Below are 12,007 nucleotides of genomic sequence, written 5' to 3' on the forward strand. Positions count from 1 at the left end.
CGCGTCGCGTTCAGCGGTCGTGCCCGGCCGCTGCGGCGACGGCCTCCTCGACGGTGGCGTTCCCGGCGACCAGTTCCAGGGTGAGGCCGGCCGTGCCGGGTTCGCGCAGCAGTGCGGCGAGGACGGCGGCCACGTCGGCCCGGTCGACGGCACCGCGCGCGACCGAGGGGGCGAGGCGGACCAGGCCGGTGCCGGGGCCGTCGGTGAGCCGTCCGGGGCGCAGGACGGTCCAGTCCAGGGCGGTCCGGGCCCGTACGGCGTCGTCGGCGGCGCCCTTGGCGCGCAGGTAGGTCTCGAAGACCTCGTCGGCGGGGTGGCGGGCGTCGGCGTCGGCGCCCATCGAGGAGACGATCAGGTAGCGGCGGACGCCGGCGAGTTCGGCGGCGTCGGCGAGGAGTACGGCGGCGTCGCGGTCGACGGTGTTCTTGCGGGCGGCGCCGCTGCCCGGTCCGGCGCCGGCGGCGAAGACGACCGCGTCGGCGCCGGCGAGCGCTTCGGCGAGCCGTGCGGCGGTGGTGTCCTCCAGGTCGAGCAGCAGCGGCTCGGCTCCGGCGTCGAGCAGGTCCTGGGCCTGTTCGGGGCGGCGGATGATCCCGGCGGGGCGTTCGCCGCGTGCGGCGAGCAGCCGTTCCAGTGCCAGCGCGATCTGTCCGTGGCCTCCGGCGATGACGGTACGCATGGCTCCGACGGTAGCCCGGGGAGCGCCGGGTCGTCCTGGGGAGTGGCGGGGCGGTGCCGGGTCGTCCTGGGGAGGCCGGGGGAGTGGCGGCTCGTCCCCCCCGGGGGGCGGGGCGCCGTCGCGGGCGGGGCACGGCCGCGGACAGGACACAATGGGCCCATGACGTCGCTCGCCCATCCGCAGTCGCACTTCACGCCCATCGTGGCGGACCCCTCCGGCCCCCGGGAGCTGGTGATCCTCGGTTCGACCGGGTCGATCGGCACCCAGGCGATCGACGTGGTGCTCCGCAACCCGGACCGCTTCCGGGTGGTCGCGCTGTCGGCGGCGGGCGGCCGGGTGGAGCTGCTGGCCGAGCAGGCGCTGCGGCTGGGCGTGCACACCGTGGCGGTGGCCGATCCGGCGGCGGAGCCGGCCCTGCGCGAGGCGCTGGCGGCGAAGGCGGCGGGCCGTGCGCTGCCGGCCGTGCTGGCGGGCCCGGACGCGGCGACGGAGCTGGCGGGCATGGAGTGCCACTCGGTGCTGAACGGGATCACCGGGTCGATCGGGCTGCGGCCGACGCTGGCCGCGCTGGCGGCCGGCCGGGTGCTGGTGCTGGCCAACAAGGAGTCGCTGATCGTCGGCGGCCCGCTGGTGAAGGCGGTGGCGCGGCCGGGCCAGATCGTGCCGGTGGACTCCGAGCACGCCGCGCTGTTCCAGGCGCTGGCCGGCGGGACCCGGGCCGAGGTGCGCAAGCTGGTGGTGACCGCCAGTGGCGGCCCGTTCCGCAGCCGTACCCGTGAGCAGCTGGCCGGGGTGACCCCGCAGGAGGCGCTGGCGCACCCGACCTGGGCGATGGGCCCGGTCGTCACGATCAACTCGGCGACCCTGGTCAACAAGGGCCTGGAGGTGATCGAGGCGCACCTGCTGTACGACGTGCCCTTCGAGCGGATCGAGGTCGTGGTCCACCCGCAGTCGGTGGTGCATTCGATGGTGGAGTTCACGGACGGTTCGACGCTGGCGCAGGCCAGTCCGCCGGACATGCGGATGCCGATCGCGCTGGGCCTGGGCTGGCCGGACCGGGTGCCGGACGCGGCCCCCGGGTGCGACTGGACGAAGGCCGCCACCTGGGAGTTCTTCCCGCTGGACGACGAGGCTTTCCCGGCGGTCGAACTGGCCCGTGAGGTGGGCACCCTGGGCGGAACCGCCCCGGCGGTGTTCAATGCGGCGAACGAGGAGTGCGTGGAGGCGTTCCTGAAGGGGCGCCTCGCCTTCACCGGGATCGTGGACACTGTTGCCAAGGTCGTGGCCGAGCACGGACAGCGCGGCGGTTCGGCGGCGTCGGGAACTTCCCTGACGGTCGAGGACGTCCTGCACGCGGAGGACTGGGCGCGCGCCCGGGCCCGCGAGCTGGCGGCGGGCTGACGGACACGATCGCGGTAGGACCGGACGATGAGCGGAGCGCAATGACGGAGGACCAGCGGTGACAACGGTTTTGACGGTGGTCGGCATCCTGGTCTTCGTCATCGGGCTGCTCGTCTCGATCGCCTGGCACGAGCTCGGCCACCTCTCGACGGCCAAGCTGTTCGGCATCCGGGTGCCGCAGTACATGGTCGGCTTCGGCCCGACCCTGTGGTCGCGGAGGAAGGGCGAGACCGAGTACGGCATCAAGGCGATCCCGTTCGGCGGGTACATCCGGATGATCGGGATGTTTCCGCCGGGCGAGGACGGCCGGATCACCAAGCGCAGCAGTTCGCCGTGGCGGACCATGATCGAGGACGCCCGGGAGGCCTCGTACGAGGAGCTCCAGGAGGGTGACGAGGACCGGCTCTTCTACACCCGCAAGCCGTGGAAGCGCGTCATCGTCATGTTCGCCGGGCCGTTCATGAACCTGGTCCTGTCCTTCGGGCTCTTCCTGACGGTCATGATGGGCTTCGGCATCCCGACGGCGGTGCCGACCATCGGCTCGGTCGCCGCCTGCGTGGTCAAGGCAGGCCAGCCCACCGACACCTGCCCCGCCGACGCGCCCAAGACCCCGGCCAACGAGGTGGGCCTGCGCCAGGGCGACAAGGTGCTCTCCTTCGACGGCGACCGGATCCGCACCTACGACCAGCTCCAGGCGGACATCCGCAAGTCGGCGGGCAAGCAGGTGGAGGTCGTGGTGGAGCGCGGGGGCGAACAGCTCACGCTGAAGCCCACCATCGCCGTCAACGACGTGCAGAAGTACGACGCCGCGGGCGTGCCGGTGAAGGGCCAGACCGTGCAGGCGGGCTTCCTCGGGTTCACCCCCAAGAGGGAGGACGTCCAGCAGACCTTCGGGCAGTCCCTCGACCGGATGTACGACATGGGCGAGAACGGCGTGAAGTCGCTGGCGGCCCTGCCCGGCAAGATCCCCGGCCTGTGGAACGCCGTCGTCGGCGACGCCCCGCGCGACCCGGACTCGCCGATCGGCATGGTCGGCGCGGCCCGGGTCAGCGGAGAGGTGTTCTCCCTCGACGAGTCGGCCACCCAGCGGGTCGTGATCTTCGTGAACCTGCTGGCCGGCATCAACCTGTCGCTCTTCCTGTTCAACATGCTGCCGCTGCTGCCGCTGGACGGCGGCCACATCGCCGGCGCGGTCTGGGAGTCGGTCCGGCGTCGGTTCGCACAGCTGTTCAGGCGGCCCGATCCCGGCCCGTTCGACGTCGCCAAGCTGATGCCGGTCGCGTACGTGGTGGCCAGCGTCTTCATCGGCTTCACCCTGCTGGTGATGGTCGCCGACCTGGTGAACCCGGTGAAGATCGGCTAGGGCGTTCGGGTACCGCGGGTGTGCTGGGGCCCGTTGCCGTGCCGTACCGTGGAGGCCGGGCGCGCGATCCCAGCGCGCCCGGCCCCGGCCGTTCCAACGGCGGGGTGGTCGACCACACCTCAACCCCGGGGAACCCTGCGCACATGACCGCGATCTCGCTCGGTATTCCGTCCCTGCCGCTCAAGCCGCTGGCCAAGCGCCGCTACTCCCGGCAGATCATGGTCGGCAACGTACCGGTCGGCGGCGACGCACCGGTCTCGGTGCAGTCGATGACCACCACCGTGACCTCGGACATCAACGCGACGCTGCAGCAGATCGCCCAGCTCACCGCGTCCGGCTGCCAGATCGTCCGGGTGGCCGTGCCCTCGCAGGACGACGCCGACGCGCTGCCGATCATCGCGAAGAAGTCGCAGATCCCGGTCATCGCGGACATCCACTTCCAGCCGAAGTACGTCTTCGCCGCGATCGACGCCGGCTGTGCCGCGGTGCGCGTGAACCCGGGCAACATCAAGGCCTTCGACGACAAGGTCGGCGAGATCGCCAAGGCCGCCAAGGGCGCGGGCGTGCCGATCCGGATCGGCGTCAACGCCGGCTCGCTCGACAAGCGCCTGATGGAGAAGTACGGCCGGGCCACCCCGGAGGCGCTGGTCGAGTCCGCGCTGTGGGAGTGCTCGCTGTTCGAGGAGCACGACTTCCGCGACATCAAGATCTCGGTCAAGCACAACGACCCGGTCGTGATGATCAACGCCTACCGCCAGCTCGCCGCCGCCTGCGACTACCCGCTGCACCTCGGGGTGACCGAGGCCGGTCCGGCCTTCCAGGGCACCATCAAGTCGGCGGTCGCCTTCGGCGCGCTGCTCGCCGAGGGCATCGGCGACACCATCCGGGTCTCGCTCTCCGCCCCGCCGGCCGAGGAGATCAAGGTCGGCAACCAGATCCTGGAGTCGCTCGGGCTGCGCGAGCGCGGTCTGGAGATCGTCTCCTGCCCGTCCTGCGGCCGGGCCCAGGTGGACGTCTACAAGCTCGCCGAGGAGGTCACCGCCGGCCTGGAGGGCATGGAGGTGCCGCTGCGGGTGGCCGTCATGGGCTGCGTCGTCAACGGCCCGGGCGAGGCGCGCGAGGCCGACCTGGGCGTCGCCTCCGGCAACGGCAAGGGCCAGATCTTCGTCAAGGGCGAGGTCATCAAGACCGTGCCCGAGTCGAAGATCGTCGAGACCCTGATCGAGGAGGCGCTCAAGCTCGCCGAGCAGATGCAGGCGGCGGGCGTCGAGGCGGGGGCGCCGACGGTGGTCGCGGGGGAGTGACGCTCCCGTAGTTCGTCCTGAATGGCGCGGGGTTCCCGCGTGTTGTCTTCCGGAAGCGGGGCCGTCCGTTAGCGGACGGCCCCGCGGCCGTAGCCGGGTGGGGCCACGGAGTAGGGTGCGGCCAGAGTCGTCTCAGTGAGGTGCTGTCTCGATGCTCGATCGAGGTGTGATGCTCCCGAGCTCCTTCCAGGCCGCCCGGGCCCTGGCCACCACCCGCGTGCTGGAGCCGCCCGACCTCGCGGACGCCCTGGAGATCCTCCACCGCGACCCGGTCGCCAACGCCTTCGTCGCGACCCGGGTCGAGGCCGTCGGGCTGGACCCGTGGCGGCTCGGCGGGGAGATGTGGGGCTGGTACGACGGGGACGGCGTCCTGGACGCCCTGTGCTACGCCGGGGCGAACCTCGTCCTGGTCGGCGCCGGGCCCGCGGCCGTCGCGGCGTTCGCCGAGCGGGCCCGCCGGCAGGGGCGGCGCTGCTCCTCGGTCGTCGGCCCGGCCGAGGCCACCGCGGCGTTCTGGGCGCTGCTGGAGCGCAGTTGGGGGCCGGCGCGTGAAGTCCGGGCCCACCAGCCGCTGTTGGCCACCTCGGTGCCGTCGGCGGAGATCGCCCCGGATCCGCTGGTGCGGCGGGTGCGGCGCAGTGAGGTGGAGGCCCTGATGCCCGCCTGCGTGGCGATGTTCACCGAGGAGGTCGGGGTGTCGCCGCTGGCGGGTGACGGCGGGCTGCTCTACCAGGCCCGGGTTGCCGAACTGGTCTCCACCGGGCGGTCGTTCGCGCGGTTCGGGGCGGACGGGCAGGTCGTCTTCAAGGCGGAGGTCGGTGCCGTGACCGAGGGCGCCTGCCAGATCCAGGGGGTCTGGGTCGCTCCGGAGCACCGGGGGCAGGGGCTGTCCGAGACGGGGATGGCGGCGGTCCTGGACATCGCGCTGCGGGAGGTGGCGCCGGTGGTGTCGCTCTACGTCAACGACTACAACCTGCGGGCCAGGGCGGCCTATCGGCGGGTGGGGTTCCGGGAGGTCGGCGCGTTCATGAGCGTGCTGTTCTGACGGCGCGGCCCCGGGCGGGCGGGTCTGTTCCGATCTTCGGCCGCGTCGCGGGGCCGCTGGTAGTAACGTCCGGAGCATGGATCAGCTGACCGGGGTGACGATCGGGGCCATCGACCTTGCGGACCGGGCGCCGCAGGCGCTGGAGGTCCAGGCGGTGGCGTTCGGGCTCACGCCCGAGGAGGTCGCCGTACGGCTGCACATCGTCGGGCGGCACGCCCGGCAGCCGGGCGTGATCGCCCTCGGGGCGTTCAGCGGCGGGCGGCTGGTCGGGTTCGGCTACGGGATGCCCAACCACCGGGAGCACTGGTGGAGCACGGTGATCGAGCCCTATCTGACCGCGCGTGGCCACGAGGACTGGCTGGACGGGGTGTTCGCCGTCACCGAGCTGCACGTGCTGCCGGAGTTCCAGGGGCAGGGGGTCGGCTCGCGGATCATCCGCACGCTGTGCGAGCGGTCGGGGCTGGACCGGAGCATCCTGTCGGCGATCGACGCGGAGACGCCGGCCCGGCGGCTGTACCGGGCGCTGGGCTACCAGGACCTGGCGCGGGCGGTGCACTTCCCGGCGACGGACCGGCTGTACGCGGTGATGGGGGCCCGGTTGCCGCTGCGGGGCGCGGCGGACTGAGCGGGACCGCCCGGGCCGGGCGGTCTCAGAGCGCGTCGGCGAGTTCGAGGTAGAGCTCGGCGTCCTCGTGGCGGGCCGCCGTGAGGGCGCGCAGGGCCAGGTCGACGGAGCGGAACAGGGCCCAGCCGCGGAGCCGGTCCCGGTCGATGTCGAGGGCATCGGACAGCTGACCGAGCCGGCGGCGGAGGGCGGCGGGGACGCCGGGGGAGCCGAGCAGGGTGTCGGCGCGGTCCACGGCGAGGCGGGCCAGGTCGTAGGCGCGCTCACCGGCGAGGGGGCGCGGGTCGATGGCCAGCCAGGGGGACCGGTCGGCGGCGAGGACGTTGCCGTGGTGGAAGTCGCCGTGCAGGAGGAAGGACTCCCCGGCGGAGCCGGCCAGGCCCCGGGCGGTCTCCAGGGCCTCGTCGATCAGCGCCTGGGCGGCGGCCGCGGCGGGGTGGGCCCGCTGCTCCCCGGCGCGGGCCGCGGTGGCGTCCACCCGCCCGTCGAGGCCGGGGAAGGGGTGGTCCCCGGGGAGCTCCACCCAGAGGCGGTGCAGCAGGCTGGTGGCCTCCAGCATGGCCTTGGGCTCGGCGAGCGAGCGGAGCGGGATCCCGCCGTGCAGGCGCTCCAGGAGCAGGACGCCCGCGGCGGGGTCGGCGTCGAGGAGGAGGACGGCGCCGCGACCGGCCCAGTGGGTGAGGGCGGTGTGCTCGTGGGCGGTCTCGGGGGTGAGCAGACCGGTCTTGAGGACGGCCGGGGAGAGGTCGTCGCGGTGTACGTACGCGATCAGGCTGAGGCTGCCGCCGGGGTCGAGGGTGCGTTCCAGGGTGAGGTCCCAGTCGGCGAGGTGAGCGGCCGCCGTGGCGGGGAGGGTGGCGAGCCAGGCGCGGCCGGCCTCGCCGTGGGCGGCGGTGACGGTGTGCGTCAGCCAGGTGGGGACGGTGATGGTGGGTGCGGCTCCCGACATGGGTCCATTGTCGGGGATGGGGCGGAAACCGCCCGGTGGGTGCCCCGGGGGTCAGCCGTCGGCGGCCGTCCGGGCGGTCCGGGCGGTCGGGTCGGTGGCCGTTCCGGTGCCCGTCGGGGTCGCCGGACCGGTGCTCGTCGGGGTGGCCGGAGCCGTGCCGGTGGCGGTGCCGGTGCCCGTCGGAGTGGGCGTCGGCGTGGGCGTGGGGACCGGGTCGGGGATGCCCGGGAAGGGCTGGTCGGGGGCGCCCCAGCGGTGGGCGCGCAGGGCGCAGTCGCGCAGGGCGGTGGCGGCGGTGCGGCGGTGCGGGGCCGGGAGGTCGGCGACCAGGTCGGCGTACACGGTGGTCAGGCGGGTCTCCAGGTGGGCGGCGAGCCGGCCGGCGTCCGCCGCGGAGGTGACCGGGAAGGGGAGCCGGTAGCCCCCGGCGGCGGGCGCGGGGGTGGCGCCGGAGGCGGTGAGCAGCCGCTGCCAGACGTCGCGCTGGGCCTGGTGGGCCGCGTAGGCGGTGCGGGCGTCGGTGCGCTGGGGGTCGTCGGGGAGGCGGGCGCCGACGACGCCGTAGCCGTAGACGGCGGCGTGTTCGGCGCCGAGGGCGTCCTGGAGGGCGGTGCGGGCGGCCGGGGTCGGGACGGCGGTGGGAGCGGTCGACAGGGTGGCCGACGGGGTGGCCGAGGGGGCTGCCGTGGGGGAGGAGGTGGGCGGGGCGGCGACCGGCGGGGCGGGTGCGGGCGCGGGGGCGCCCAGCGCCACGGCGTGGAGCGTGTGGGCGGCGGCGACCGAGGCGAGCAGCCGGGCGAGGGCCGGTCCGGCGGCGTCCAGGTCGGCGAGGTGGGCCTCGGCGGTCCGCAGCTCCGACTCGGCCAGGCCGGCGGCGGACGGGGGAGCGGTGGAGGCGGACGCGGTGCCGGGGGTGGGTGACGGGGAGGTGGTCACGGACGGTGACGGCACGGCGGACGCGGGCAGGCCCTCGGCGAGCGCGGCGCGGTGCCGGGCGTTCTCGGCGCGCAGGTCGGCGGTCCGGGTGCCGGGCGCCGCGGGCAGGGCGTCGTACCCGGCGAGCAGGGCGTCGGTCGCGGCGATCGCGCGGAGCCGTACCGGGGCGTCCGGGTCGGGGCGCAGGCCGGCGCCGCCGGGGGTGGGGCCGGTGCGGTCGGCGGTGCAGGCGGTGAGGGTGAGCAGTCCGAGGGCCAGGAAGGTCCGTCGGCTGGGCGGCTGCATCGGGGTCACTCCGGAGCGTGGACGGGAGGACGGCCTCCCCGACTGCCCTCGTAGGCGTGAATGATTACAGAATCCCCACGTTCCCGGGCCCGGTTCGTACTGTCCGGGCCCCGGGCGGGCGGGTGTGAGCTTGCTCGCAGTGGGTGGTGTGCGGGCGGCGGCGGGCGGACCGGAATCGGTGGTTGGGGGCTTCACCGGCTAGGCTTTGGGCCGAGCTGTCGTGACCCGGTGTGGCGCCGAGGGCGCGGGGCGACCTTCTGACAACAGCAGACGCGGCCGAGGAGTCCACCCGGATGAGCACCACCCACACCGACCGGCTGCGAGCGTTGCTGGAGCCGCTGGCCGTGCAGGCCGGACTGGACCTGGAGGACGTCAGGGTCACCAAGGCGGGCAGCCGCCGGCAGGTGCAGATCGACGTCGACACCGACGGCGGTGTGGACATGGACGCCATCGCCGAGTTCAGCCGGGTGGTCGGCGAGGCGCTGGACGAGTCGGACCTGATGGGGGACGACGCCTACCTGCTGGAGGTCGGTTCGCCCGGTGCGGAGCGGCCGCTGCTGCTGCCCCGGCACTGGCAGCGCGCGGAGGGCCGGCTGGCCGCGATCCACCTGGTCGACGGCGGGGAGATCGTCGCCCGGGTGCTGGAGGCCGACGAGGACGGCGCGCTGGTCGAGGTGCAGCCGGTGAAGGGCCGCGGCCGTCCGAAGGAGCGCCGTCTCGAGTACGGCGAGGTGGCCCGGGCCCGGGTCCAGGTCGAGTTCAACCGCAAGGAAGACGAGAAGCTCCTGGACGAGGCCGCCGACTTCGACGAGGGGGACGACGGCGCCGAGTGAGCCCCGGTGCCGTACGACCATGACGAACGTGACGAAAGACGAGGAGGCGTAGCCGTGGACATCGACATGAGTGCCCTGCGCACGCTGGTCAACGAGAAGAACATCCCTTTCGACCTGCTGGTCGAGTCCATCGAGTCCGCCCTCCTCACCGCGTACCACCGCACCGAGGGCTCGCGCCGCCGGGCCCGGGTGAACCTGGACCGCAAGAGCGGCCATGTCACGGTGTGGGCGATGGAGGACCCGACCGAGCTGGACGAGGGCGTCGAGCCGAAGGAGTTCGACGACACCCCGAGCGGCTTCGGCCGGATCGCGTCGAGCATCGGCATCCAGGTCATGATGCAGCGTCTGCGTGACGCCGCGGACGACCAGACCTTCGGCGAGTACGCGGGCAAGGAGGGCGACATCGTCACCGGTGTCGTCCAGCAGGGCAACGACCCGAAGAGCGTGCTGGTCGACATCGGCAAGCTGGAGGCCATCCTGCCGCCGCAGGAGCAGGTCCCGGGCGAGGACTACCGGCACGGCACCCGGCTGAAGTGCTACGTGGTGGCGGTCCGCCGCGGCGTGCGCGGGGCTTCGGTGACGCTGTCGCGCACCCACCCCAACCTGGTGCGCAAGCTGTTCGCGCTGGAGGTCCCGGAGATCGCGGACGGCAGCGTGGAGATCGCCGCCATCGCGCGTGAGGCCGGCCACCGCACCAAGATCGCGGTCTGGTCGCGCCGGTCCGGGCTGAACGCCAAGGGCGCCTGCATCGGCCCGATGGGCGCCCGGGTGCGCGCGGTGATGGGCGAGCTGCACGGCGAGAAGATCGACATCGTGGACTGGTCGGAGGACCCCCGCGAGATGGTCGCCGCCGCGCTGTCCCCCGCGCGGGTGACCAGTGTGGAGATCGTGGACGCCGCCCAGCGTTCCGCCCGGGTGATCGTGCCGGACTACCAGCTGTCGCTGGCGATCGGCAAGGAGGGGCAGAACGCCCGCCTGGCGGCCCGTCTGACCGGGTGGCGCATCGACATCCGACCGGACACCGAGGGCCAGTCGGAGGACGACGGCCGCCCCCAGTGACGGGTCGACGGGTTGCCGTCGGCCGGTGATCGGTGTTGTCGTAGGCCTCCCCGCCGGTCCTCCGGGATCAGCGGGGCGGCGCCATGTCGCTTCGGAGGGGTAGACTTGCCTTCGTCTGGCCGGACGCACGTCCGAGCACGCCCGGAACGCACCTGCGTGGGCTGCCGCAAGCGAGCGGCCAAGCACCAGCTGTTGCGTGTCACGGCGATCGAGGGCGAGTGCGTCCCCGATCCCCGTGGCGCACTGCCGGGCCGGGGCGCGCATCTGCACCCCGATCCGGCCTGCCTCGACCTCGCGGTCCGCCGTCGTGCGTTCCCCCGGGCCTTCCGGCTCCAGGGCACGCTCGACACGGAGCGGCTCCGCGGGTTCATCGGGGAGCGGGCAGGCGAAGCCTCCTAGGCCACCTCCCGCGACGGCCGCCGCTCCACGCGGCGGAGGAACACCGCAGCAAAGCACAGCGTTCGGGCAGCCGCGCGCCGTGCCACCAGTCAGGTACCTCGCGATGTGGAAGTAGGTCGAGATTGCGATGAGCACTCGATGAGTACGCGATGAGTACGCGATGGGTACGCCCATGAAGTAGCGACAGTCCGGCGGACGAGACCCCCGGACTCATAGACAGGAGTGAAGTGGCTAAGGTCCGGGTTTATGAACTCGCCAAGGAGCTTGGCTTGGAGAGCAAGGCCGTCATGGCCAAGCTCACCGAGCTCGGTGAGTTCGTTCGTTCGGCGTCCTCGACTATCGAGGCGCCGGTCGTGCGCAAGTTGACTGACGCGCTTGGTGTCCCCCCCACCGGTGGCGCTGCCAAGCCTGGCCCGCGGAAGCCCGCGGCGCCCCAGCCCGCGGCAGGCGCCGCGGGTGCACCCAAGCCGGGTGCCCCGACCCCGGGTCCGCGCCCTGCCGCGACCCCCGGTCCCCGTCCCGTTCCGGCCGCCGCGGCTCCCGCCGCTCCGGCCGCCCCCGCGGCTCAGGCCGCCCCTGCGGCTCCCGCCGCGCCCGCCGCCTCGCGTCCCGGTGCGCCGACCCCGGGCCCGCGCCCGGCCGCGCGTCCCGCCGCTCCGGCGGCCCCGGCCGCGCCCGCGGCCGAGTTCTCCTCGCCGGCTCCGGCCGGTGGCGAGGCCGCCCCGCGTCCGGCCACCCAGGCCCCGCGCCCGAGTGGCCAGGCCTCCGGTGGCGCCCGTCCGGGCCCGCGTCCGGCCGGCCCGCGTCCGGGCAACAACCCCTTCACCTCGGGCAGCGCCACCGGCATGGGTCGCCCCGGCGACCGTCGCCAGGGCGGCGCCCAGGGTGGTGACCGTCCGCGTCCGGCCGGTGCTCCGGGTGCCGACCGTGGCGCTCCGCGTCCCGGTGGCGACCGTCCGCGTCCGGCCGGTGCTCCGGGTGCCGACCGTGGCGCCCCGCGTCCCGGTGGCGACCGTCCGCGTCCCGCCGGTGCCCCGGGTGCCGACCGTGGCGCTCCGCGTCCCGGTGGCGACCGTCCGCGTCCGGCCGGTGCTCCGGGTGCCGACCGTGGCGCCCCGCGTCCCGGTGG

12 protein-coding genes are annotated in these 12,007 nt (G+C 74.2%); 9 read left to right on the forward strand and 3 right to left on the reverse strand.

Translation table 11 applies throughout. From position 1 onward, the window contains the following. Positions 1 to 10 precede the first annotated feature (10 nt). Complete coding sequence (locus ACFQ6N_RS24400; protein WP_380652735.1) at positions 11 to 679, reverse strand: NAD(P)-binding oxidoreductase; 669 nt, start codon at positions 677 to 679, stop codon at positions 11 to 13. 159 nt (positions 680 to 838) lie between these two features. Here ACFQ6N_RS24400 and dxr point away from each other — a divergent pair, with 159 nt between their 5' ends. From dxr to ACFQ6N_RS24425, 5 genes are all read left to right on the forward strand, one after another. Beyond that, entirely contained in the window at positions 839 to 2,080 is a 1,242-nt protein-coding gene (gene dxr / locus ACFQ6N_RS24405; RefSeq protein ID WP_380652738.1) for a 1-deoxy-D-xylulose-5-phosphate reductoisomerase, read from the forward strand. A 58-nt stretch (positions 2,081 to 2,138) separates the two neighbouring features. After that, positions 2,139 to 3,443, forward strand: coding sequence for a M50 family metallopeptidase (locus ACFQ6N_RS24410; protein ID WP_380652741.1), 1,305 nt, complete (start codon positions 2,139 to 2,141; stop codon positions 3,441 to 3,443). 143 nt (positions 3,444 to 3,586) lie between these two features. Further along, a complete protein-coding gene (gene ispG, locus ACFQ6N_RS24415) occupies positions 3,587 to 4,747 on the forward strand; it encodes a flavodoxin-dependent (E)-4-hydroxy-3-methylbut-2-enyl-diphosphate synthase (RefSeq protein WP_380652743.1) in 1,161 nt (386 codons plus the stop codon). Positions 4,748 to 4,916: 169 nt separating this feature from the next. Next, complete coding sequence (locus ACFQ6N_RS24420) at positions 4,917 to 5,792, forward strand: GNAT family N-acetyltransferase (protein WP_380652835.1); 876 nt, start codon at positions 4,917 to 4,919, stop codon at positions 5,790 to 5,792. Between the two features lie 76 nt (positions 5,793 to 5,868). Then, positions 5,869 to 6,417, forward strand: a complete 549-nt coding sequence (locus tag ACFQ6N_RS24425) for a GNAT family N-acetyltransferase (protein WP_380652746.1) — start codon at positions 5,869 to 5,871, stop codon at positions 6,415 to 6,417. A gap of 25 nt (positions 6,418 to 6,442) precedes the next feature. On the opposite strand, the gene ACFQ6N_RS24430 is transcribed toward ACFQ6N_RS24425, so the two are convergent. Beyond that, complete coding sequence (locus ACFQ6N_RS24430; protein WP_380652748.1) at positions 6,443 to 7,366, reverse strand: aminoglycoside phosphotransferase family protein; 924 nt, start codon at positions 7,364 to 7,366, stop codon at positions 6,443 to 6,445. A 51-nt stretch (positions 7,367 to 7,417) separates the two neighbouring features. Beyond that, on the reverse strand, positions 7,418 to 8,587 hold the full coding sequence (locus tag ACFQ6N_RS24435; RefSeq protein WP_380652751.1) for a DUF4439 domain-containing protein: 1,170 nt from the start codon (positions 8,585 to 8,587) through the stop codon (positions 7,418 to 7,420). Positions 8,588 to 8,880: 293 nt separating this feature from the next. Between ACFQ6N_RS24435 and rimP the strand changes: the two genes are divergently transcribed. From rimP to ACFQ6N_RS24455, 4 genes are all read left to right on the forward strand, one after another. Next, complete coding sequence (gene rimP / locus ACFQ6N_RS24440; RefSeq protein ID WP_380652754.1) at positions 8,881 to 9,420, forward strand: ribosome maturation factor RimP; 540 nt, start codon at positions 8,881 to 8,883, stop codon at positions 9,418 to 9,420. A 54-nt stretch (positions 9,421 to 9,474) separates the two neighbouring features. Beyond that, a complete protein-coding gene (nusA, locus tag ACFQ6N_RS24445; protein ID WP_380652757.1) occupies positions 9,475 to 10,479 on the forward strand; it encodes a transcription termination factor NusA in 1,005 nt (334 codons plus the stop codon). 105 nt (positions 10,480 to 10,584) lie between these two features. Continuing rightward, a complete protein-coding gene (locus ACFQ6N_RS24450; protein WP_380652760.1) occupies positions 10,585 to 10,878 on the forward strand; it encodes a YlxR family protein in 294 nt (97 codons plus the stop codon). A gap of 227 nt (positions 10,879 to 11,105) precedes the next feature. After that, the coding region (locus ACFQ6N_RS24455) for a translation initiation factor IF-2 N-terminal domain-containing protein (RefSeq protein ID WP_380652838.1) at positions 11,106 to 12,007 on the forward strand (902 nt) is incomplete at its 3' end.

It is taken from the genome of Kitasatospora sp. NPDC056446 (genome assembly GCF_042796115.1).
Taxonomy (GTDB): domain Bacteria; phylum Actinomycetota; class Actinomycetes; order Streptomycetales; family Streptomycetaceae; genus Kitasatospora.

Bases quoted from the DNA above. Each gene is read 5' to 3' on its own strand.
- ACFQ6N_RS24400 (WP_380652735.1), bottom strand. From the start codon at position 679: ATGCGTACCGTCATCGCCGGAGGCCACGGACAGATCGCGCTGGCACTG.
- dxr (WP_380652738.1), top strand. From the start codon at position 839: ATGACGTCGCTCGCCCATCCGCAGTCGCACTTCACGCCCATCGTGGCG.
- ACFQ6N_RS24425 (WP_380652746.1), top strand. From the start codon at position 5,869: ATGGATCAGCTGACCGGGGTGACGATCGGGGCCATCGACCTTGCGGAC.
- ACFQ6N_RS24420 (WP_380652835.1), top strand. From the start codon at position 4,917: ATGCTCCCGAGCTCCTTCCAGGCCGCCCGGGCCCTGGCCACCACCCGC.
- ispG (WP_380652743.1), top strand. From the start codon at position 3,587: ATGACCGCGATCTCGCTCGGTATTCCGTCCCTGCCGCTCAAGCCGCTG.
- ACFQ6N_RS24430 (WP_380652748.1), bottom strand. From the start codon at position 7,366: ATGTCGGGAGCCGCACCCACCATCACCGTCCCCACCTGGCTGACGCAC.
- ACFQ6N_RS24435 (WP_380652751.1), bottom strand. From the start codon at position 8,587: ATGCAGCCGCCCAGCCGACGGACCTTCCTGGCCCTCGGACTGCTCACC.
- rimP (WP_380652754.1), top strand. From the start codon at position 8,881: ATGAGCACCACCCACACCGACCGGCTGCGAGCGTTGCTGGAGCCGCTG.